At 35.8% G+C, this 23,148-nt stretch carries 20 protein-coding genes; all 20 read left to right on the top strand.

The window, feature by feature from the left end:
• Positions 1 to 149: 149 nt before the first annotated feature.
• Complete coding sequence (locus tag HMPREF2846_RS10190; protein WP_070626577.1) at positions 150 to 1,349, top strand: glycerate kinase family protein; 1,200 nt, start codon at positions 150 to 152, stop codon at positions 1,347 to 1,349.
• A 2-nt stretch (positions 1,350 to 1,351) separates the two neighbouring features.
• On the top strand, positions 1,352 to 2,725 hold the full coding sequence (locus HMPREF2846_RS10185; protein ID WP_057509827.1) for an SLC13 family permease: 1,374 nt from the start codon (positions 1,352 to 1,354) through the stop codon (positions 2,723 to 2,725).
• A 13-nt stretch (positions 2,726 to 2,738) separates the two neighbouring features.
• On the top strand, positions 2,739 to 3,416 hold the full coding sequence (locus tag HMPREF2846_RS10180) for a response regulator transcription factor (protein ID WP_057509828.1): 678 nt from the start codon (positions 2,739 to 2,741) through the stop codon (positions 3,414 to 3,416).
• A 2-nt stretch (positions 3,417 to 3,418) separates the two neighbouring features.
• Entirely contained in the window at positions 3,419 to 4,795 is a 1,377-nt protein-coding gene (locus HMPREF2846_RS10175) for a sensor histidine kinase (RefSeq protein WP_070626576.1), read from the top strand.
• The gene (locus HMPREF2846_RS10170; RefSeq protein ID WP_218086521.1) at positions 4,788 to 5,342 is read left to right on the top strand and encodes a PepSY domain-containing protein; all 555 of its coding nucleotides are present in this window, start codon (positions 4,788 to 4,790) and stop codon (positions 5,340 to 5,342) included. Before HMPREF2846_RS10175 ends, HMPREF2846_RS10170 begins: the two co-directional genes overlap by 8 nt.
• 119 nt (positions 5,343 to 5,461) lie before the next feature.
• On the top strand, positions 5,462 to 6,376 hold the full coding sequence (gene truB / locus HMPREF2846_RS10165; protein ID WP_176745486.1) for a tRNA pseudouridine(55) synthase TruB: 915 nt from the start codon (positions 5,462 to 5,464) through the stop codon (positions 6,374 to 6,376).
• Positions 6,377 to 6,390: 14 nt separating this feature from the next.
• Positions 6,391 to 7,365 (top strand): bifunctional riboflavin kinase/FAD synthetase, encoded by a 975-nt coding sequence (locus tag HMPREF2846_RS10160; RefSeq protein WP_002480718.1) that lies wholly within the window; start codon positions 6,391 to 6,393, stop codon positions 7,363 to 7,365.
• Positions 7,366 to 7,489: 124 nt separating this feature from the next.
• Positions 7,490 to 7,759: a 30S ribosomal protein S15 gene (rpsO, locus tag HMPREF2846_RS10155; protein ID WP_002480719.1), complete on the top strand. Its 270-nt coding sequence runs from the start codon at positions 7,490 to 7,492 to the stop codon at positions 7,757 to 7,759.
• A 164-nt stretch (positions 7,760 to 7,923) separates the two neighbouring features.
• Complete coding sequence (gene pnp, locus HMPREF2846_RS10150) at positions 7,924 to 10,029, top strand: polyribonucleotide nucleotidyltransferase (protein ID WP_070626574.1); 2,106 nt, start codon at positions 7,924 to 7,926, stop codon at positions 10,027 to 10,029.
• Positions 10,030 to 10,218: 189 nt separating this feature from the next.
• Positions 10,219 to 11,892: a ribonuclease J2 gene (gene rnjB / locus HMPREF2846_RS10145; protein ID WP_002480721.1), complete on the top strand. Its 1,674-nt coding sequence runs from the start codon at positions 10,219 to 10,221 to the stop codon at positions 11,890 to 11,892.
• A 232-nt stretch (positions 11,893 to 12,124) separates the two neighbouring features.
• On the top strand, positions 12,125 to 14,497 hold the full coding sequence (locus HMPREF2846_RS10140) for an FtsK/SpoIIIE family DNA translocase (protein ID WP_070626573.1): 2,373 nt from the start codon (positions 12,125 to 12,127) through the stop codon (positions 14,495 to 14,497).
• 2 nt (positions 14,498 to 14,499) lie between these two features.
• Entirely contained in the window at positions 14,500 to 15,222 is a 723-nt protein-coding gene (locus HMPREF2846_RS10135) for a GntR family transcriptional regulator (RefSeq protein ID WP_002480723.1), read from the top strand.
• Between the two features lie 58 nt (positions 15,223 to 15,280).
• Positions 15,281 to 16,507: an EF-P 5-aminopentanol modification-associated protein YfmF gene (gene yfmF, locus HMPREF2846_RS10130; RefSeq protein ID WP_172954253.1), complete on the top strand. Its 1,227-nt coding sequence runs from the start codon at positions 15,281 to 15,283 to the stop codon at positions 16,505 to 16,507.
• Positions 16,508 to 17,794: an EF-P 5-aminopentanol modification-associated protein YfmH gene (gene yfmH / locus HMPREF2846_RS10125; RefSeq protein WP_070626572.1), complete on the top strand. Its 1,287-nt coding sequence runs from the start codon at positions 16,508 to 16,510 to the stop codon at positions 17,792 to 17,794.
• Positions 17,795 to 18,499 (top strand): elongation factor P 5-aminopentanone reductase, encoded by a 705-nt coding sequence (gene ymfI, locus HMPREF2846_RS10120; RefSeq protein ID WP_070626571.1) that lies wholly within the window; start codon positions 17,795 to 17,797, stop codon positions 18,497 to 18,499.
• A 132-nt stretch (positions 18,500 to 18,631) separates the two neighbouring features.
• On the top strand, positions 18,632 to 19,471 hold the full coding sequence (locus HMPREF2846_RS10115; RefSeq protein ID WP_023015675.1) for a DUF3388 domain-containing protein: 840 nt from the start codon (positions 18,632 to 18,634) through the stop codon (positions 19,469 to 19,471).
• A 21-nt stretch (positions 19,472 to 19,492) separates the two neighbouring features.
• Positions 19,493 to 19,891 (top strand): helix-turn-helix domain-containing protein, encoded by a 399-nt coding sequence (locus HMPREF2846_RS10110; RefSeq protein WP_002480728.1) that lies wholly within the window; start codon positions 19,493 to 19,495, stop codon positions 19,889 to 19,891.
• Between the two features lie 25 nt (positions 19,892 to 19,916).
• Positions 19,917 to 20,498 carry a CDP-diacylglycerol--glycerol-3-phosphate 3-phosphatidyltransferase gene (gene pgsA / locus HMPREF2846_RS10105; RefSeq protein ID WP_002480729.1) on the top strand — a complete coding sequence of 194 codons (582 nt, stop codon included), beginning with the start codon at positions 19,917 to 19,919 and terminating at the stop codon, positions 20,496 to 20,498.
• 134 nt (positions 20,499 to 20,632) lie between these two features.
• Positions 20,633 to 21,778, top strand: coding sequence for a CinA family nicotinamide mononucleotide deamidase-related protein (locus HMPREF2846_RS10100; RefSeq protein ID WP_070626570.1), 1,146 nt, complete (start codon positions 20,633 to 20,635; stop codon positions 21,776 to 21,778).
• 168 nt (positions 21,779 to 21,946) lie between these two features.
• Positions 21,947 to 23,011, top strand: coding sequence for a recombinase RecA (gene recA / locus HMPREF2846_RS10095; RefSeq protein ID WP_002480731.1), 1,065 nt, complete (start codon positions 21,947 to 21,949; stop codon positions 23,009 to 23,011).
• Positions 23,012 to 23,148 lie beyond the last annotated feature (137 nt).

The following is a 23,148-nucleotide window of genomic DNA, read 5'->3' as shown; positions in this document are numbered from 1 at the left end:
GCCGACAAGTCCGTAGGACTTTGTCGACAGTCTGCAGCTATGCAAGTGCATAGCTGTTTTTTTAATTGAATTCTAATAATTCTCTAATTCTTTACAAACTTAACCTCCTTAACATAGGCGATAAGGATTTTTACTAGGAGGTTATAACAATGAAAATTGCAGTGATACCCTCAGGCTTTAAAGAAAGCTTGAGTTCAGCAGAAGTCGGTACAGCAATTCAAAAAGGTCTGCATGAAGCAGATGAAAGTTTAAATATTCAAGTGATTCCCATGGTAGATGGAGGCGAAGGATTTGCGCAAACTATCACGCAAATAAAAAATGGTCAGCTTTATCATTTAAATGCAGAAGATCCATTAGGACAAAAACACAAAACATTTTATGGTATGTTTTATGAAAACAAACAAAAAGTTGCGGTAATTGAAATGGCCGCAATAGCGGGTCTAAGACATGTACCTAGCAACCAGAGAAATCCGCTTCACACTTCAACATACGGTGTAGGTGAAGCAATTATCCACGCATTAGATCATGGCGCTGAACGTATCTTAATCGGCTGTGGTGATTCGGGAACATCTGATGGCGGTGTCGGCATGGCACAAGCAATCGGTGCACGTTTCAAAGATTATAAAGGTAAAACAATATTTATCCATGGCGGAGGTGAAATTGACCGTATTCATGATATGGATTTATCTCATATTGATCCGCGTGTATTAAATACACCTATAGATGTAGCAGTGAATTGGTCGAATATTTTATGTGGACCAAAAGGTGTCGCAAAAATATTCGGTCCACAAAAAGGTGCAAGTCCAAAAGAAGTCGAACATTTATCGGATAACCTTGATCATTTGGCACGTTTAATAAAACGTTCAACAGGTGAGTCAGTTGCTTATCAACAAGGTTCTGGCGCATCTGGTGGATTAGGTGCAGGGTTAATCGCTTTTGCGAACGCTACATTGCATCCACGTTTTGAATTAATTCAACAGTACTTGCATATTGAACCTGTTATTGCACAAGCTGATTTAGTCATCACAGCAGAAGGGTGTTTAGATTTCCAAACGCCAAACGGAAAAATTCCTACTGAAGTAGCGAGAATCGCTCAACAATATGATACACCTGTGATTGCATTAGCAGGCACAATCGGTCAAGATGCGGAATTTAATTATCAAAGTGGTATTAATGCCTTTCACAGCATTATTAAACAGCCTTCAAGTTTAGATGATTCTATTGAGTATGCATCAAAATGGCTAAAGGAATGTGCACGAAATATATATCACTCAATTCAAATCGGTATGAAGATGAATCAAACAAAGTCACAAACACACACAACTAAACAAAGACATTTTGTGCTTTAAAGATGAGTTATTCTAAATTAATCGCAGCCATTCTTTATCTTATTTTCACGCTATGGCTGTTTTTAGAAACAAATTTGTCCTATTTAGGACAATTGAGTGTGGCTTTGTTTGTGTTATCTTTAGGACTATTTATTTTTAGTAAAATGCCAGCAGGGTTATCTGCGATGTTGGTTGTATGTTTAGGTATTTTACTCGGTATGCCGCAAGATATTTTGTATCAATCATTAGAAGAACATGTGATTTGGTTAATGATTGGCGCATTTATTATTGGTGGCGTAGTGGAAACCAGTGGTTTATTAGATCGTTTGATTCGTTGGATTGAAGCGAAGTGTACGTCTGGAAAACGTATGAATATCTTTGTCTTTATCTTAGTACAAATTTTATCTTTAATTATTCCATCTACTTCAGGTCGTGCAGCAGCACTTCTACCTGTATATCAAGCATTTGGCAATCGTTTTAATTCAAATCGTCAGTATTTAGGCATATTGATGCCAGTGTTAATTTTGATGGGAACAAACTTATCTTTAATTGGTGCAGGCAGTCATATTATTGGGATTGGACTGCTTGAAAATCAAACAGATGGTTCTATTTCTTATCTTCAATTCTTACTATGGGGCTTTCCATTTGGGATAATTATTGCAATAATAAGCTTATTTATGATAAAAAAGTTTTATATGAAGCCTGTTGAAAAGATTTCAACAGAAAATATAATACAATATGAAAAACAACCATTGACTAAAAAAGAGAAAAAAGCAGCAGTCCTCATTAGTTTGACAGTGATACTTTGGATAACTGAACCACTGCATGATTTCGATATCGCCTTTGTGACAATTTTAATGAGCTTGATTATGATTATGCCTAAAGTTGATTTGATCGGATGGCGTGAAGCATTTAACAGAGTGTCATGGAGCTTAATTTTCTTTGTAGCGGGTGCGACTGCACTTGGCAATCTATTGGTGAAATATAAAGTGCTCGATGTCATTCAACATCAATTATATCAAGTGATGCATCATGTCAAACTGGTAAATGAATTTGTGCCGCTAGTGATTATTGTAGTATTGACTGTGACTTCTCACTTGTATATTACAAGTCATACAACACGTGCAGTCGTCTTTATTCCATTACTGATTGTTTTTGGTAAAATGTTTGGTTTAAACCTGACAGCAGTTGTATTTATTGCGCTGATCGGTACGAACTACTGCTTAACTTTTCCAGTCAGTTCTAAAGCCTTGTTATTGTTTTATGAGAATAAAGAAAGACCATTTACAATTAAACAGCTCATGTATTTAAGTTTAGGTATCATGCCAGTATATATGCTTACCATGATTGTGATGTATTATGTTTATTGGCAATATGTTGGGCTTGCATTGAAATAGGAGTGAATAGAAAGTGGAAACTATCTTAATTGTGGAAGATGACGAGAAAATAGCACGCGTCATTGAACTAGAATTGGATTATGCAGGCTATGATGTCTGTATAGCGCATTCTGGTAAAGCAGCATTACAACTTTATCAAGAACGTCAGATTGATTTGATTTTACTTGATGTGATGATACCAGATTTAAATGGATTAGAAGTGCTCAGACGTATTCGAAATGATGATGACTATATTAAAATTATTATGTTAACTGCACGTGATGAAGTCATGGATAAAGTCAGCGGTTTAGATTCTGGTGCAAATGATTATATGACTAAGCCATTTGAAATTGAAGAATTATTAGCACGGATTCGTGTACATTTAAAACAGCAGCAATTAAATCAAAAAGAAGCTGTTGAAGTTTTAACACATGATCACATCGAATTGAATCCACAATCTAGAGAAGTTTTTGTCGATGGCAGTCTAGTCGAACTCACACAAAAAGAGTACGATTTGTTGTACTATTTTATGACCAATCAAAACATTGCTTTAGATCGCGCGCAGATCATTGAGTATGTCTGGGGTTATGATTTCGTAGGCGATACGAATATAGTAGATGTTTATGTCAGATACTTAAGAAAGAAATTAGATACGGCTGATACTTCAATTATATCAAGTGTCAGAGGTATCGGTTATATGATGAGAGCTTAGTTATGAAACTAGGAACACAACTTCAAATTTATATTACTTTGATGATTGCGATTGTTGTCATTATTACTAATTTGACGATCTATTTTATTTATCGTACCACTTCGTTAAATGCGGAAACCGCACAATTAGAAGATAAAGCAATCAGCACGATGGAGGAATTACGAAAGGCTAAAGAAAATCATAACGACAAAGAAAAAGTATTGCAAAGTTTGATTTTAACTGATGATTATATTGCGATTGTAGGTAAAGATGATGATAGTAAATTTCAAGTCACATCTAATCCAAAATATAAAGATTTAAGTGAACCGTATAAAAATAAACAATATAAAAAGGCGATTTATAAAAAAGGGCATCATTTTGTCTTAGTCAGTGTTCCGCTCGTTTGGAAAGATGGAGAAGTCAGTAATCTACAAATTTTTGAGAATATCGATTTCAAATATAGTAAATACGATATTTTAAAAGTGGTATTAACACTTTCTACATTGTTTATTTTGTTGATTGTCTTTTTATTAAATCGATTACTGACTCAAATTATTTTACAACCGATAAATCAATTGATTGAGAAAATGAAAAAGACGATTGAAACGAATCATTATGTCATTATGGATATTAATCAAAAGGATACTAAAGAGTTGCAAGCATTAACTCAGACATATAATGATATGATGGAAAATTTAAAGGAACATGATGAAAAGCAGCAAGCATTTATATCCAATGCTTCTCATGAATTGAAAACACCGATTACGGTGATTAATTCATATAGTCAGATGTTGAAGCGGTTTGGAAAAACTAGAGAAGATATTTTAAATGAAAGTATAGATGCGATCAGCGATGAAGCACAACGGCTGAAATATTTAACTGAGCAAATGTTGGATTTAGCTAAAGTAGAGCGCAGTAATCAACAGGCAGAACGGCAATCTGTTGATTTAAATGAAATATTAGAGCATAAGGCTTCACGTTTCGCACATGCATATGATAGAGATATTGTATTTCACTGTGATAATACTGCACGTGCATTTGTGAATGAAGATCAGTTCAAACAGTTGATGACAATTTTTTTAGATAATGCGATTAAGTACAGTCAAGATGATGTGATGATACATGCGATGGAACATCCAACGCACATACACGTGAATATTTCAGATCGTGGCATTGGTATTCCGCCAGAAGATTTAGAACAAATCTTCAATAAATTTTATCGTGTGGACAAAGCAAGAGCAAGACAATCTGGGGGTTCTGGTTTAGGACTCTATATCGCGTTTGAATTAGCCAAACGTAATGACATAGAAATTCAAGTACAAAGTGTGCTTGATGTTGGCACAACGTTTATTTTGATTATAGAAAAGGTGACTTCAAATGGTGCTCAAAAAGATGATTAAAATACTGTTGATAGTCATTATTTGTATATTGATAGTGATATTATGTGCAGTGATTTATTTCAAGTCCACGCAACACGACTACACCCAACAAGAAGTTAAACAACTAGTAGATGATCGTTATGACGGAAAAATTCAATCTATAACTTTAAATAAAGCAAAAACAACTTATAAAGTAAAATTGTTAGATGAAGGGTTGAAGTATGATTTAGAAGTGGATAAAAAAGACGGCGCAATTAAAAATGTCCATACAGTAAAAGTCAAACGACCGACTAAGTCTAAATCACAGCAAGAAAAAGCAACTAAGAAGAAAGAGACACCTTATATTTCAGAAGAAACAGCAAAAGCAGTCGCACAACATCAAGTGCCAGGTCAATTTGTTTATATTGATTTAGAAAAAGAGCACAATCCACCTTTTTATACGGTTCAACAAATCGTAGACGATGATGAAGGCGCAGTAATTAAAGTGAATGCCCTCAATAAAAAAGTACTGTCTGTGTCATGGTTCGAAATTAAAGATGATGACGACGATGATGATTTTGATGATTAAAAATATAAGCAGCTGTTGAAGTGTTATATGCGTTCAACAGCTGCTTAATTTTCTTTGCCTATATTTCATTTTGAATTTATTGTAAAATAGTAGAGGTATGACAGAGAGAAGAGGTGTAGTTGATGGAGGGTATTTTACCTGTATTTAAAGAACGTGGTTTAACAAGCCATGATGTTGTATTTAAATTGCGTAAAATTTTACATACTAAAAAAGTAGGCCATACAGGCACATTAGATCCAGAAGTAAATGGCGTTTTACCAATTTGTGTCGGTGGTGCCACTAAAGTCAGTGACTATATCATGGAAATGGGTAAAGCATATCAAGCAACGGTTACGGTCGGTGTGAGTACAACTACTGAAGACCAAACTGGAGAGGTGCTAGAAACGAAAGTAGTCAGTAAAGATTTAACAGCTGATAAAATTGATGAAGCGATTTTATCATTTGTAGGTGAAATTGAACAAATTCCGCCGATGTATTCTTCTGTTAAAGTGAATGGACGTAAGCTATATGAGTACGCACGTAATAATGAAACAGTTGAACGCCCTAAACGAAAAGTGCGTATTTATGAAATTGAACGTAATTCTGAGATTCGGTATAAAGATGACACATGTTCATTTGATATATTTATACGTTGTGGGAAAGGGACATATATCAGAACGTTAGCAACTGATATCGGCAGAACATTAGGTTTTCCGGCACATATGTCTCAATTAACACGTGTAGAAAGCGGCGGTTTTTCTATCGATGAAAGTTTAACTTTGGATCAAATTGATGAATTATATAAGCAAGAAGCATTACAGGAAAAGCTATTTCCGATAGAATATGGTTTGAAAGGGTTGCCTCATATTCAAATTGACGACCCGAAAATCAAAAAACGTATTTTAAATGGACAGAAATTTTATAAAAATGAATTTTCTGAAGCGATTGATGAAGTAACAGTGATGGAAGATAAAGAAACAGAAAAAGCCTTAGCACTTTATATTCCGCACGCTGAGAAACCGAATGAAATCAAACCTAAAAAGGTATTTAACTAAAGGAGCATCGCAAAATGAAAGTAATTGAAGTTACACATCCAATTCAACCTGAGCAATATATACAAGAAGACGTTGCGATGGCATTGGGATTTTTTGATGGCTTGCATAAAGGACATGCGCAAGTCTTTCATACTTTAAATGAGATTGCGAAAAAACGTAATTTGAAAAAAGCGATTATGACGTTTGATCCCCATCCATCGGTTGTATTGAATCCTAAACAAAAAAGAACGGATTATTTAACGCCGTTAAGTGATAAAATCGAAATTTTAGAATCATATAACATCGATTATGTTATTATTGTGAATTTCACATCTAAATTTGCGGATGTTTCGATTGATGAGTTTGTGAATGAATATTTAATCGCAAACCATGTGAAAGAAGTCGTTGCAGGCTTTGATTTTACATTCGGCAAACACGGTAAAGGCAATATGTCTGTACTCCAAGAATTAAAAACACACTTTAATACAACGATTGTGAGCAAACAAGAAATGTTCTCAGAGAAAATATCAACAACTGAAATTAGAAAAGCATTAAAAGAAGGCGACTTGCAGAAAGCAAATGATGAACTAGGCTATCGTTACCGCATCAAAGGAACAGTAGTCCAAGGTGAAAAACGTGGTAGAACAATCGGGTTCCCAACAGCAAATATTGAACCGAGCGACGATTATGTATTACCTAAAAAAGGTGTGTACGCAGTCAGCTTAGCTATCGGTACAGAACAACGTATTTATAGAGGCGTATGTAATGTGGGTGTGAAACCGACATTTCATGATCCTAAGAAATCACATGTCGTGATTGAAGTGAATATCTTTGATTTTGAAGAAGATATTTATGGTGAACGTGTGATTGTCTTTTGGCACCACTATTTAAGACCGGAAATCAAGTTTGATGGTATTGATCCGCTTGTAGAACAAATGAATAAAGATAAAGAACAAGCGAAATATTTATTATCGGTTGATTTCGGTGATGAAGTATCTTATAATATTTAGGTCGGAATGATTACACATGTGGTAATCAAAACAAGATTAAAAACAGTCCTCACTCTTGGCAGGTCGATACTCCGACGCCTGACTCAGACTGAGGAGACTAAATTATTAAAGGAGGAAATTGACAATGGCAATTTCACAAGAACGTAAAGACGAATTAATCAAACAATACCGTGTACACGAAACAGACACAGGTTCACCAGAAGTACAAATCGCAGTATTAACTGCAGAAATCAATGCTTTAAACGAACACTTACGTACACACAAAAAAGACCACCATTCACGTCGTGGTTTATTAAAAATGGTAGGTCGTCGTAGACATTTATTAAACTACTTACGTAAAAAAGATATTCAACGTTACCGTGAATTAATCAAATCATTAGGTATCCGTCGTTAATCTTTTCTTAAGTAAAACGCTGATACCAGTTAGAGGAAAGGACCATCGTTGGTTGCTTTCCTTTTTTTATAGCTTAGATACGAATGTGCGTATAAAAATAATCATGTAAATGATATGATAGAATTATTAATGTAAAAGAGGTAGTAAGAGAAAGGAGATTCCTAATGTCTCAAGACAAGAAAGTGTTTAAGACCGAATGGGCAAACCGTCCGTTAACAATTGAAACTGGGCAGATGGCAAAACAAGCAAACGGTGCGGTACTCGTACGTTATGGGGATACAGTTGTATTATCTACTGCGACAGCATCAAAAGAACCGCGTGATGGAGATTTCTTCCCATTAACAGTTAACTATGAAGAAAAAATGTATGCAGCAGGTAAAATTCCTGGGGGCTTTAAAAAACGTGAAGGTCGTCCGGCTGACGAAGCAACTTTAACTGCGCGTTTAATCGATAGACCAATCCGTCCATTATTCCCTAAAGGTTACCGCCATGATGTTCAAATCATGAATATCGTGTTAAGTGCTGATCCGGATTGTTCACCAGAAATGGCAGCAATGATCGGTTCATCAATGGCATTAAGTGTATCAGATATCCCATTCCAAGGTCCGATTGCAGGGGTAAATGTCGGTTATGTTGATGGTCAATATGTGATCAACCCGACTGTAGAACAAAAAGAACAATCTCGTTTAGATTTAGAAGTTGCAGGCCATAAAGACGCAGTTAACATGGTTGAAGCAGGCGCAAGCGAGATTACTGAAAAAGAAATGTTAGATGCAATTTTCTTCGGTCATGAAGAAATCAAGCGTTTAGTAGCGTTCCAAGAGGAAATTATTGATTATCTTAAACCTGAGAAATCAAAATTTATTCCAGTTGAACGTGATGCAGAAGTCGAAGAAAAAGTAACTGCATTAACACAAGAAAAAGGTTTGAAGGAAGCTATTCAAACATTTGATAAAAAAGAACGCGAAGAAAATATCGACGCAGTTCGTGACGAAATTATTGAGATTTTCGAGGATGAAGAAGATCCGGAAAACGAAGCGTTACTTGCTGAAGTAAATGCAATCTTAAATGATTTAGTAAAAGAAGAAGTCCGTCGTCAAATTGCGGATGAAAAAGTACGACCAGATGGACGTAAGCCAGATGAAATTCGTCCATTAGAATCTGAAGTCGGTTTATTACCGCGTGCACATGGTTCAGGTTTATTCACTCGTGGTCAAACACAAGCGTTATCTGTATTGACATTAGGCGCATTAAGCGAATATCAATTAATTGACGGTTTAGGACCTGAAGTTGAAAAACGCTTTATGCATCACTATAACTTCCCGAACTTCTCAGTAGGTGAAACAGGTCCAGTTCGTGCACCAGGTCGTCGTGAAATCGGACACGGTGCATTAGGCGAACGTGCTTTGAAATATATCATTCCTGACACACAAGATTTCCCATATACAGTACGTATTGTCAGCGAAGTGCTTGAATCAAACGGTTCATCATCACAAGCATCTATTTGCGGTTCTACACTTGCTTTAATGGATGCAGGTGTACCAATCAAAGCACCAGTTGCTGGTATTGCGATGGGTCTTGTAACACGCGATGATAACTATACAATTCTTACAGATATTCAAGGTATGGAAGATGCTTTAGGCGATATGGACTTCAAAGTTGCCGGTACTAAAGATGGTATCACAGCAATCCAAATGGATATCAAAATCGATGGTTTAACTAGAGAAATCATTGAAGAAGCTTTAGAACAAGCACGTGTCGGTCGTTTAACAATTCTAGAACACATGCTTCAAACAATCGATCAACCAAGACCAGAATTAAGTGCGTATGCACCTAAAGTTGAAACAATGACAATCAAACCAGACAAAATCAGAGATGTTATTGGACCTGGCGGTAAGAAAATCAATGAAATCATTGATGAAACAGGTGTTAAACTGGATATCGAACAAGATGGTACTATCTTTATCGGTGCAGTAGATCAAGCGATGATCAATCGTGCGCGTGAAATTATTGAAGAAATTACACGTGAAGCAGAAGTGGGTCAAACATATAATGCGAAAGTTAAACGTATTGAAAAATACGGTGCGTTCGTAGAATTATTCCCAGGCACTGATGCGTTATTACACATCTCACAAATTGCGAATGAGCGTATCAATAAAGTTGAAGATGTATTGAAACTTGGCGACTCAATTGAAGTTAAAGTAACTGAAATTGACAGTAAAGGCCGTGTGAATGCATCTCACCGTGTATTATTAAATAAAGAAAACTAATAGAATATGAGATTGAATAAGAAGAATGCTTGTACAACTTGATGTTGCTTCACAAGCATTCTTTTATACATATGTACGGTTTAACATCGTGCTGGCCTATGGATTCATTAGTGTACATTAAAAAGATTTTAACTTATAATATAGAGTGAATACTTATATGGTCGGGGATTATAAATAGGAGGAGAAAAATTGAATTTAGTAAAGAAAAAGAATAATGATATTCGCATCATCCCGCTTGGCGGCGTGGGTGAAATTGCGAAGAATATGTATATCGTTGAAGTTGACGATGAAATGTTTATGTTGGATGCAGGTCTTATGTTCCCAGAAGACGAAATGCTGGGTGTCGACATTGTAATTCCTGATATTCAATATGTCATTGAAAATAAAGATAAATTAAAAGGTATTTTCTTATCGCATGGACATGAGCATGCGATTGGTGCAGTCAGCTATGTTTTAGAAAAAGTTGACGCACCAGTATATGGTTCTAAATTGACATTAGCACTTGTTAAAGAATATATGAAAGAACGTAAAATTGATAAGAAAGTCAGATATTATACAGTCAACAATGAATCTGTAATGCGCTTTAAAAATGTCAATGTATCATTCTTTAATACATCACATAGTATTCCAGATAGTTTAGGTGTAACGATTCATACGTCATATGGTGCAATTGTGTATACTGGTGAATTTAAATTTGACCAAAGTTTACAAGGCAACTATGCGCCAGATCTTAAGAAAATGACTGAAATCGGAGACGAAGGTGTCTTTGCGTTAATCAGTGATTCGACTGAAGCGGAGAAACCAGGTTACAACACACCTGAAAATGTGATTGAATCTCATATGTTAGATGCATTTACAAAAGTGAATGGCAGATTGATTGTGTCTTGTTATGCATCAAACTTTATCAGAATTCAACAAGTGTTAAATATAGCTTGCAAATTGAATCGTAAAGTCTCATTCTTAGGACGTTCACTAGAAACATCATTCAATATTGCACGTAAAATGGGATACTTTGATATTCCAAAAGACTTATTAATTCCAATTAATGAAGTTAAAAATTATCCGAAAAATGAAGTGGTAATTATTGCGACAGGTATGCAAGGAGAACCTGTAGAAGCATTGAACCAAATGGCGCGTCAAAAGCATAAAATTATGAATATCGAAAAAGGTGATTCAGTCTTCTTAGCCATGACAGCGTCAGCTAACATGGAAGTAATTATCGGTGACACGTTAAATGAATTAGCACGTGCCGGAGCAGATATCATCCCAAATAATAAGAAAATCCACGCATCAAGTCATGGTTGCATGGAAGAACTCAAAATGATGATTAACATCATGAAGCCAGAATACTTTATCCCTGTCCAAGGCGAGTTCAAAATGCAGATTGCCCATGCGAAATTAGCGGCTGAAGCAGGTGTAGCACCTGAAAAGATTTTCTTAGCTGAAAAAGGCGATGTCTTAAACTTCGATGGCGAAGATATGATTTTAAATGAAAAAGTAGAATCAGGTAACGTACTGATTGATGGTATCGGTGTCGGTGACGTCGGTAATATCGTTTTACGTGACCGCCATTTATTAGCAGAAGATGGTATTTTCATTGCGGTTGTGACTTTAGATCCGAAAAACCGACAAATTGCGGCAGGACCTGAAATTCAATCACGTGGTTTCGTGTATGTCAGAGAAAGTGAAGAATTGTTGAAAGAAGCGGAAGAAAAAGTACGCGAGATAGTGGAACAAGGTCTTCAAGAACGTCGTATTGAATGGTCTGAAATCAAGCAAAATATGCGTGATAAAATCAGCAAGTTGTTGTTTGAAAACACAAAACGTCGTCCAATGATTATCCCAATTATTTCTGAAGTTTAATTAAAAGTATGCAAGATTAACATACAAGAATGCTATGGTGTGCAAACATGCGTACCATAGCATTTCATCGTATAGCTCATATTTTAATCATGTGTAACTATGTGGTCTATACGTTAAATGTTAAAATAGAAGGATAGTAAGTTTAGCATGTGTGCGTATAGGCACCTTAGTTTGTCTGTACGCATAATACATATTCACTAAGACATATTTTATGGAAAAGAAGGTGTATGTTTTGGCACAAAGAAAGAAAAGAACAACAAATACGAAACGTAAAACGACAGCAAGAAGAAAAACCACAAAGAAAAAACAAAATGAAGCACCGTTACGCTATATTGCTGCGATTATTACGGTAGTGCTTGTTGTTCTAGGTGCCTTCCAATTAGGAATAATCGGAAGAGTAATTGATACCCTTTTCAATTACTTGTTTGGCTATAGTAGATACTTAACCTACATTCTCGTTATATTAGCATCAGGCTTTTTAGCTTATAACGGCAAGCTGCCGAAAACTAGAAGATTAACAGGTTCAATTGTGTTACAAGTTGCGTTGTTATTTGCGACACAGTTGTATTTAGTCTTTACGAAAGGTGCGACGGGCGACCGTGAACCTGTTATTTCTTATGTGTATCGTCAATATGATAAAACTCATTTTCCGAATTTCGGCGGCGGGGTGCTTGGTTATTATTTAGTTCATTTCTCTATACCGCTTGTATCCATTGTCGGCGTTGTCATCTTAACAATATTACTTTTTATTTCAAGTTTTATTTTATTATCTAAACAACGTCATCGTGATGTGGCTAAAATTTTCTTAGAGAAATTAAAATCAGGCAGTGAAAAAGCAGCAGTACATAGAAAAGAACGTAAAGCACGTCAAGCTGAGCGTGCAGAAGAAAAACAACGCCGTAAAGAAGAAAAAGCAGCAGAGCGTGCACAACAAGAAGAAGTGAAGGATGTCAGCGACTTTACAGAAGTTCCCATGTCAGAAGCAGAGAAGCAAGAAGCTGCGATTCCGATTTTCGGTGATGATCAAAAAGAAGAGACACCAAAACCAGCAGAACCTAAACCTCAAGCAGAACCTGCACCTAAAAGAAAACGTGAAAAACGTCAGTTGGTAGAACAAACACAAACAAATGAATCAACAGAATCATCTGAAGATATGGGCAGTATTTCTGAAGCGGGTGAAGTTGAAAATTCAGACTATCAATTACCGCCACTTTCAATTTTGAATGAACCAGTGAAACAAAAAACAACTTCACGTGCTGAAGTTCAAAAGAAAGGGCGCTTACTTGAAAATACATTGAAGAACTTTAATGTTAATGCGAAAGTAACCCAAATCAAAATCGGTCCGGCAGTGACTCAATATGAAGTACAACCAGCACAAGGGGTTAAAGTCAGCAAAATCGTCAACTTGCATAATGATATTGCGTTAGCTTTGGCTGCCAAAGATGTGCGTATTGAAGCACCGATTCCTGGTCGTTCAGCTGTAGGTATCGAAGTACCGAATGATAAAATCGCATTAGTCTCTTTAAAAGAAGTCTTAGATGAAAAATTCCCTTCTAAGAATAAATTAGAGGTAGGTTTGGGTAGAGATATATCAGGCGAACCTATCAGCGTAGAATTAAATAAAATGCCGCACTTGCTTGTGGCAGGTTCTACCGGGAGCGGTAAATCTGTATGTATCAATGGTATCATTACGAGTATTTTACTGAATGCGAAACCCCATGAAGTAAAACTCATGCTAATTGACCCAAAAATGGTAGAATTGAATGTATATAACGGTATTCCGCATTTATTAATTCCAGTGGTCACAAATCCTCATAAAGCATCACAAGCGTTAGAGAAAATTGTGGCGGAAATGGAACGTCGTTATGATTTATTCCAACATACGGGTACTAGAAATATTGAAAGCTATAATGACTATATGAAGCGTCAAAATGAGGAATTAGATGAAAAACAATCTCTATTACCTTATATTGTCGTAATTGTAGATGAATTAGCTGACTTGATGATGGTTGCAGGTAAAGATGTTGAGAATGCGATTCAACGTATTACACAAATGGCTCGTGCTGCAGGCATTCACTTAATTATTGCGACACAACGTCCATCTGTGGATGTTATTACGGGATTAATCAAGAACAATATTCCATCACGTATTGCTTTTGCGGTCAGCTCTCAAACAGACTCTCGTACGATTATCGACCGAGGCGGAGCTGAGAAGCTATTAGGTAAAGGGGATATGTTGTACTTTGGTAAAGGCGGTTCTATTCAAACGCGTATCCAAGGTGCATTCTTAAGTGATCAAGAAGTTCAAAATGTAGTGAATTTTGTAATTGATCAACAAAAAGCGAATTATGTTAAAGAAATGGAACCTGGTACAACACCAGAGGGCGGAGAAAAGAAAAGTGAAGATCCGCTATATGATGAAGCTTATCAATTTATTGTCGAACAGCAAAAAGCGAGTACATCCCTTTTACAACGTCAATTCAGAATCGGTTACAACCGTGCATCACGTTTAATGGATGATTTAGAAAACAACCAAGTGATTGGACCACAACGAGGCAGTAAACCACGACAAGTATTAGTGGATTTAGATAATGGTGAGGTGTAATGATGACAAATACGAATTCGATATACAGAATTAAAGAATGGATATTAAATGAAATTGAAGAAGGTAACTTGCAACCGGGTGATCCGGTTCCAAGTACTTTATCAATCGCAAGAGAAGTTAACGCAAAAACTGATGATGTATATGATGCAGTGGATGAACTTATTACGGAACAAGTTTTAACACAAAACTTTGAAGCAACAGCGAGTGTTAAAACTTCTCAACCTTTCTTCTATCCACTTGATAAGTTGTTAAGCATCAGCAAAATGATTGAAAATGAAGGCTATAAAGCGGGCACTATTTTTATGAATTTAGATCAACAACCAGCAACAATGTATGATCGTAAAGCGCTGGATTTAAAAGAAGGCGAATTTGTCACGTTGATTGAAAGAATCAGAACCGCTGATGGTAGTCCTGTTGTTTATTGTTTAGATAAAGTGGCAACAAGTTACCTGACTTGTGCTGCATTTCAAGCGCATGATGAATCCATTTTAACTGCAATCAAAGCTTTTGCTGATATCAGTATCGCATATTCAGAAACAGAGATTGAATCGGTCAGCTATGAACCTAAAGTATCAGAAGCTTTAGAGTCAGCACCAAATGAAGCATTGATGCTATTAAGACAAATCCATTATGACCATCAAAACAGACCGATTCTTTACTCTTATAATTACTTCAAGAGTGAAGTAGTCAAATTTAAAACAATACGTAAAATTGAAGAAAATTAAGAAAGGGTGTGACAGTGTGAGTCAACAACACAATCATACAGAGCCGCGCATTAAGGTGATGCCGACGGATAAATTTAAAACAACAATTATCACATTCAAATTTATGGCACCGCTGGATGAAGAAACTATGACTGCGCGTGCCTTGTTAAGTAAATTACTTGTCAGAGCCACAAAAGAATGGCCGACAGATAAAGCGTTTAACAGAAAACTTTCAGAGTTATATGGGGCTTATGTCAATAGTTTCGTGACAAAGTTCAAGGATAAACATGTCATCACAATTACATTAGAAATTGTGAACGAACGTTACTTAAAACATAAAGACCCTTTGTTTGATGAAGGTTTAGCATTACTTCAACAAATTCTTTATCATCCGTTAGTTGAAAACGAACGTTTCAATGAAACATTTGTGACACAAGAAAAGACATTATTGAAAAAGAAACTAGAAGCAATCAATGATAATAAAGCACAACTAGCTTTCTTAAAATTAATGAAAAACATGTTTGGCGATCAACCATATAGTTATCTAGCATCAGGTTTAATCGAACATATACCTCAAATCACACCAGAATTGTTATATCATACATACCAATCCATGTTAGAGAACGATGATTGTGCTGTTTATGTCGTAGGTAATGTCGATTCAGAAGAAGTCACAGACAAAATCAAACAACTGTTTGATATTAAACCACTACAACAAGTTTCTTCAGTCATTCAAGCACAACGTTCTAAAGATGAACTGCCGCAAACTATTGTAGAATATGACGAAATTGACCAAGCGAAGTTGAACATCGGTTATCGCTTCAACACATACTATGGACAACCAGATTACTATACCTTTGTGGTCTTCAACACAATGTTCGGTGGTGATCCATCATCTGTCTTGTTCAATGAAGTGCGTGAAAAACAAAGTTTAGCATATTCTGTACATTCACAAATTGATGGTAAGAATGGCTACATGTTTGTGTTAAGCGGTGTTTCTGCTGAAAAATATGAAGTTGCGAAAGATACGATTTTAGCGGAATTTGAAAAATTCCAACGTGGTGAATTCAGTGAAGAGAAATTAGAACTTGCGAAGAAAATTTTAATTTCACAACGTAACGAATCACAAGACCGTCCGAAAAGTATGGTAGAAATTGCACATAATCAAATCTTATTACCGAAAGATTTAACAAATGGTAATTATGGACAAAAAATTCACGATGTGACGAAAGAAGATGTTATTCGTCTCACACAAAGTGCCATCCTAGATACGATTTATGTGTTGACGAAGGAGGACGAAGCATAAATGAAAAAATGTTATTATGAGTTAATCGATGAAACAGTATATGAAGCGCAAATGGATAATGGCTTAAAAGTTTTTATCATTCCAAAGCCAGGGTTCCAAAAAACATTTGTTACATATACGACACAGTTCGGTTCATTAGACAGCAAATTTAAACCTTTAGGCAGTGATGAATTTGTGACAGTACCGGATGGTGTTGCGCATTTCTTAGAACATAAATTATTTGAAAAAGAAGAAGGCGACTTATTTACTGACTTTGCGGAAGATAATGCACAAGTCAATGCCTTTACAAGTTTCGATCGCACAAGTTATTTATTTAGCGCAACCTCAAATGTAGAGTCGAACATTTTACGTTTGATGAACATGGTAGAGACGCCTTATTTCACTGAAGCAACAGTTGAAAAAGAAAAAGGGATTATTGCTGAAGAAATAAAAATGTATCAAGAACAACCAGGTTATAAGCTAATGTTCAATACATTACGTGCAATGTATAAACAACACCCTGTTAAAGTAGATATTGCTGGCAGTGTTGAAAGTATTTATGAAATTACAAAAGATGATTTATATCTTTGCTACGAAACATTTTATCATCCATCTAATATGGTGATGTTTGTTGTAGGTAATGTCGATCCTGAACGTATTCATGATTTAGTTCGTGATCATGAAGCAAAACGAGAATTGACAGCACAGCCTGAAATTGTACGCGATAGCTTAGAAGAGCCTGAAGCAGTTCAACAAACCAAAGTGGTTGAGGAAATGAATATTCAAATTCCAAGATTGATGCTTGGCTTTAAAAACGTACCGCAACAAGCATCAAAAGAAGTCTTTATGAAACGTGATATTGAAATGACATTCTTCTTCGAAATGGTATTAGGTGAAGAAACAGACTTCTATCAAAACTTATTAAATGAAGGCTTAATTGATGATACATTTGGTTATCAATTTGTGTTAGAACCTTCTTACAGCTTCTCTTTAATTACAAGTTCAACACCAGACCCAGATAAGTTGAAGTCATTATTGTTGGATGAGTTGAAAGCTAAGGTCGGCAATTTAGAAGATGAAGAAGCCTTTGAATTGTTGAAGAAACAATTTATTGGAGAGTTTATTTCAAGTTTGAACTCACCAGAATATATTGCGAATCAATATACAAAACTTTATTTCGAAGGTGTCAGCTTATTCAATATGTTGGACATTGTAGATAGTATTACGTTAGAGAGTATTAATGAAGCGGCAGAGAAAAGTTTAAACTTTGATCAAATTGCTGACAGCAGACTGGAGATTAAGAAGTAAATGAAAGCATTAGTCATTGGAGGTTCTGGCTCTATTGGTTCCGCTATTGTAGAACAATTATTGTCAGATGGTTATGAGGTCATTGTTCATTATAATCAATCGTCACCAGATCAGCTAAAAGCTAAATATGAGAGTCAGAATGTATCGTTTGTACAAGCGGATTTGACGCAAAATATAAACATGGAATCTGTATTTTCATTTATTCATAATTTGGATGTTTTAGTTTATGCAGCTGGTCGCAGTTTATATGGCATGTTTCAAGATATGACAGCAACAGACATTGATGCATGTTATCAGTTGAATGTTAAAAACATGATGCTTATCACACGTTTCTTTTTAGAACAATTAAGAGCAAGTGCTCAAGGCCGCATTTTAATTATCTCTTCAATATGGGGAGAAACAGGTGCGAGCATGGAAACTGTTTATTCTGCGATGAAAGCGGCACAAATCGGCTTTGTGAAAGCTTTAAGCCAAGAACTTGCGATGACAAATATTACAGTCAATGCTGTGACACCTGGCATGGTCAGTGGTAATATGGCAGATGAGTTTGAACCTTCTGAATTAGCAGCTATTATTGATGAACTGCCACAACAACGTATGGTTACACCAGATGAAGTTGCGTACACATGTGCTTATCTTTATGATAAACGTGCACAAAGTGTCACAGGTACAATACAGAAAGTCAATGGCGGTTGGTATATTTAAACATGAATTCCATATTCATATACTTAGAGATAATGTATAATGTAGATATCTTTCAATTCTATTGAAAATGAGTATGTATCAATTCATTCTGATGAATTCTATATGTTGTTGAACTAAGGGGCGTGTTAAAACATGATAGCACCAGAAAGAAAAATTGAATGGTATTTAGAATATGAAATTACCTTTAACCGAGCTGGACTTTTAGGAGATGTCGCAAGTCTATTAGGGATGATGGGGATCAGTATTGTGACAATTAATGGCGTCGATCAAAATCGTCGAGGTCTATTAATTCGTGCAGACAGTTTAGACAAAATGCGACGCTTTGAAGATATTGTAAGTCAAATTGATGAAATTTCGATTACTAAAATGCGTAAACCGCAATTACGTGATCGTTTAGCAGTCAGACATGGCCGCTATATCAAACAAGATGCAGATGATAAGAAAACGTTCAGATTCGAACGTGAGGATTTAGGTCTGCTGGTAGACTTTTTAGCAGAAATCTTTAAAGAAGAAGGCCATAAACTAATCGGTATTCGTGGCATGCCACGTGTCGGTAAAACAGAATCAATTGTAGCAGGCAGTGTCTGTGCGCATAAGCGTTGGCTGTTTATCAGTTCTACATTGATTAAACAAACCATACGTAATTCTCTATTAAAAGGAGAATACGGACCAGAACATGTTTATATTATCGATGGGGCAGTGACTGCCAGAGAAAATGATCCTAAGCATCGTCAATTAGTCGATGAAGTGATGGCTTTACCAGCAATCAAAGTGGTAGAACATCCGGATTTATTTGTAGATTCTTGTGATTATCAGTTAGAAGACTTTGATTATATTATTGAGTTGAGAGAAACTGAAGATCAAGAAATCAAATATGAACATATGAAACAACAAACAGTTAAAAGTAAGAATAACTTAGATTTCGGTAATTCCTTTGATGACTTTGGCGGAGGATTCGGATTTTTTGAATAATGTTTCAAGGAGTGTCAAAACATGAGCAATACAATTGGACAGACATTAAAAGGGAAAAGAGAACGCTTAGGCATGACGTTAAATGAATTAGAGTCAAAGACTAAAGTGAAAAGAGAAACTTTGACTCTTATCGAAGCGAATGATTTTAATGCGCTTTCTAATCCGAATTATGCGGAAGGTATTATTGAGAAATATGCCAAAGCAGTGAATACAGATGCTTCTATCCTGATTGCTCATCATCAAGAGGAGCTGCCGAATTCTGCAGATAGCCACTATGATGAAACTATTGAACAATTCAGTGGTTCAAATCCGCCAGATTATAAAACACAAAGTAAAGATTCTAAGCAACTGGTTGTTTGGCTCAGTATTTTTATTGTGGTAACTTTGGTCTTATGGGTGGCAGCAGTATTCTTATTATAAAATAGCAAGAAAAGAGGAAATGTTTATGAATCTACCCAATCAGATAACCATCTTCAGGGTAATTTTAATACCGGTATTTATTCTTTTTGCGTTAGTCGACTTCGGCTTTGGCAATATGACATTTATCGGAAGTCATTCGATTCGTATTGAGTTCTTTATCAGCGGTTTGATTTTTATCATCGCTTCACTCAGTGACTTTGCGGATGGCTACTTAGCACGTAAATGGAATTTAGTGACAAACATGGGGAAATTCTTAGACCCGCTAGCAGATAAATTGTTAGTTGCAAGTGCTTTAATCGTTTTAGTTCAACTTGATTTAACGAATTCAGTTGTAGCGATTATTATCATTGCACGTGAATTTGCGGTAACAGGCTTACGCTTACTTCAAATTGAACAAGGCTTTGTCAGCGCTGCAGGTCAATTAGGTAAAATTAAAACAGCAGTTACAATGGTTGCATTAGTTTGGATTTTACTTGGTGAACCACTTGTCGTATGGATTGGTTTCCCAATCGGACAAGTATTGTTATACATCGGTGTATTCTTTACAGTTCTTTCAGGTATTGAATATTTCTACAAAGGTAGAGATGTATTTAAAAAACAATCATAATCTATATCATCTTAAGGGTGGCATATACATAGCGGTGAACTGAATGCATATGAGTTCACAAATCACTATGTTTATGCCACTCTTATATTTGTATAGTATGAATTAAGATTCTCAAAGGTAATGGAGGAAATTTTATGAAAATTTCTATTGTAGCAGTAGGATCAGAACTCCTATTAGGACAAATACTCAATACTAACGCGAAGTTCCTTTCTCAATTATTTAACGGTGTTGGCTTAAATGTCGTGGAACAAGCGGTAATTGGAGATAATGAAGCTAGATTAGAACGCTTATTGCGTCAATCTCTAGAAGTTAACGATACGATCGTAATGACAGGCGGACTTGGTCCGACAAAAGATGATTTAACGAAACATACAGTAGCAAAAGTCTTAGGGCGTGAACTGGTTACAGATGAAACAGCATTAGAATATATTGAAAGCTACTTTAAAGAACAAAAACAAGAAATGAGCGAAAATAATAAACAACAAGCATTAGTGATTGAAGGGTCAACGGTTCTGCCAAATAGAGTAGGTATGGCACCTGGCATGTTAGTAGAACAAGATGGTAAACGTATTGCGTTAATGCCTGGACCACCAAAAGAAATGAATCCGATGGCAGAAGAAGAATTACTTCCATTATTAATGCAAGAAAACGGTACAATCTTTTCTGAACAATTGAAGTTTGCGGGTATCGGAGAATCACGTGTTGAAACAGAATTGTTAGACTTAATAGACAATCAATCTAATCCGACTATTGCGCCTTTAGCCGGATCTCATGAAGTTAAAATTCGTGTTACAGCAAGTGGACCAGATGAAGCTACATGTAAGTCTTTAATCAAACCAATTAGAACAGAAATTCTTAATCGTATTGGAGATTATTATTTTGGTTCTGATGAAACAACAATCGAACAAGCAACACTTGAAAAAGTACCGGGTACTTTTGCGATTTATGATGGTGTTACATCAGGAGAAGTTTACTCTAAACTTAAAGAAGATGATAAACTTGATAAGTTAAGAGGTATGTTGGTTGATGATGTTATCTTTGTAGAACAAGACTTAGATATTAAAACACGATTAAAATCAGGTGCAGAACAAGTACGTAAACTTTATCAAACTGATATCGGTGTAGCCTTATTGCATGAAGAGGATGAAGTGTATTTAGGTGTACGCACAGAAGATGACTTCAAAATAGAAGCGTTTACTATGACGCAAAAAAGGAATTTAATTAAACATAGAACGCCAAACTATGTCTATATCCGTTTGATAAATATGTTTTCTAAGTAAGAAATAGACAAAAAATTACGTTTATAAGTACTAGTGTTCGGTTGGTTATCACTTAAAACAAGAAATAACCGAACAAATATTCGTTTATTTCTTGTAATTTAGGATAGAAACCTGTATAGTATGAATTAAGATAAATTTGAGAAGATATCTCGAATAGGAGGCCAGACATTGAATAATGAACGTCAAAAAGCGCTAGATACTGTAATTAAGAATATGGAGAAATCGTTTGGTAAGGGTGCGGTTATGAAGTTAGGCGATAACAAAGCGCGCCGAGTTTCAAGTGTATCAAGCGGTTCTGTTACATTAGATAATGCCTTAGGAGTAGGCGGATACCCTAAAGGAAGAATTGTAGAAATTTACGGACCAGAAAGTTCTGGTAAAACAACAGTTGCATTGCATGCGATTGCTGAAGTACAAAAACAAGGCGGCATTGCAGCATTTATTGATGCTGAGCACGCGTTAGATCCTGTATATGCAGAAGCATTAGGTGTAGATATCAATAACTTATACCTTTCACAACCTGACCATGGGGAACAAGGTTTAGAAATTGCAGAAGCATTTGTGCGTAGTGGTGCAGTAGACATTATTGTTGTCGACTCAGTTGCAGCATTAACACCTAAAGCTGAAATTGAAGGTGAAATGGGAGATACACACGTTGGTTTACAAGCTCGTTTAATGTCACAAGCTTTACGTAAACTTTCAGGTGCTATTTCTAAATCAAACTGTACAGCGATTTTCATCAACCAAATCCGTGAAAAAGTCGGCGTAATGTTCGGTAACCCTGAAACAACGCCAGGTGGACGTGCATTGAAGTTCTACAGCTCAGTACGTTTAGAAGTACGTCGTGCAGAACAATTAAAACAAGGCCAAGAAATTGTAGGTAACCGTACTAAAATTAAAGTAGTTAAAAACAAAGTTGCGCCACCATTCAGAGTAGCAGAAGTTGATATTATGTACGGACAAGGTATTTCTAAAGAAGGCGAATTAATCGACTTAGGTGTTGAACATGATATCGTTGATAAATCAGGTGCTTGGTATTCTTACAATGGCGACCGTATGGGTCAAGGTAAAGAAAACGTTAAGAATTACTTGAAAGAACATCCTGATGTTAAAGCAGACATCGATCAAAAATTACGTCAAAAACTTGGTATTTTTGATGGAGATGTTGAAGAGAAAGAAGAAAAAGAAGCAGAAAAAAATAGTGAAAATGCATCTTTATTTGAAGAAGAATAGTATCTATTTTATAAACCTGGAAATAGCTTCCAGGTTTTTCTTTTTGCGGTGTAATTATGAAGGTTATGTAAACTATTAACCTTGACACTTCTCATGTTAAAAAAGTACAATTGGTATGTATGATTCTTATATAACTT

Source organism: Staphylococcus sp. HMSC056G08, from assembly GCF_001812305.1.
Lineage (GTDB): Bacteria > Bacillota > Bacilli > Staphylococcales > Staphylococcaceae > Staphylococcus > Staphylococcus simulans.
This window is presented reverse-complemented; position numbering and strand designations above follow the sequence as displayed.

Bases quoted from the DNA above. Each gene is read 5' to 3' on its own strand.
- HMPREF2846_RS10190 (WP_070626577.1), top strand. From the start codon at position 150: ATGAAAATTGCAGTGATACCCTCAGGCTTTAAAGAAAGCTTGAGTTCA.
- HMPREF2846_RS10185 (WP_057509827.1), top strand. From the start codon at position 1,352: ATGAGTTATTCTAAATTAATCGCAGCCATTCTTTATCTTATTTTCACG.
- HMPREF2846_RS10175 (WP_070626576.1), top strand. From the start codon at position 3,419: ATGAAACTAGGAACACAACTTCAAATTTATATTACTTTGATGATTGCG.
- HMPREF2846_RS10170 (WP_218086521.1), top strand. From the start codon at position 4,788: ATGATTAAAATACTGTTGATAGTCATTATTTGTATATTGATAGTGATA.
- HMPREF2846_RS10160 (WP_002480718.1), top strand. From the start codon at position 6,391: ATGAAAGTAATTGAAGTTACACATCCAATTCAACCTGAGCAATATATA.
- rpsO (WP_002480719.1), top strand. From the start codon at position 7,490: ATGGCAATTTCACAAGAACGTAAAGACGAATTAATCAAACAATACCGT.
- pnp (WP_070626574.1), top strand. From the start codon at position 7,924: ATGTCTCAAGACAAGAAAGTGTTTAAGACCGAATGGGCAAACCGTCCG.
- HMPREF2846_RS10135 (WP_002480723.1), top strand. From the start codon at position 14,500: ATGACAAATACGAATTCGATATACAGAATTAAAGAATGGATATTAAAT.
- yfmF (WP_172954253.1), top strand. From the start codon at position 15,281: ATGCCGACGGATAAATTTAAAACAACAATTATCACATTCAAATTTATG.
- yfmH (WP_070626572.1), top strand. From the start codon at position 16,508: ATGAAAAAATGTTATTATGAGTTAATCGATGAAACAGTATATGAAGCG.
- ymfI (WP_070626571.1), top strand. From the start codon at position 17,795: ATGAAAGCATTAGTCATTGGAGGTTCTGGCTCTATTGGTTCCGCTATT.
- HMPREF2846_RS10115 (WP_023015675.1), top strand. From the start codon at position 18,632: ATGATAGCACCAGAAAGAAAAATTGAATGGTATTTAGAATATGAAATT.
- HMPREF2846_RS10110 (WP_002480728.1), top strand. From the start codon at position 19,493: ATGAGCAATACAATTGGACAGACATTAAAAGGGAAAAGAGAACGCTTA.
- pgsA (WP_002480729.1), top strand. From the start codon at position 19,917: ATGAATCTACCCAATCAGATAACCATCTTCAGGGTAATTTTAATACCG.
- HMPREF2846_RS10100 (WP_070626570.1), top strand. From the start codon at position 20,633: ATGAAAATTTCTATTGTAGCAGTAGGATCAGAACTCCTATTAGGACAA.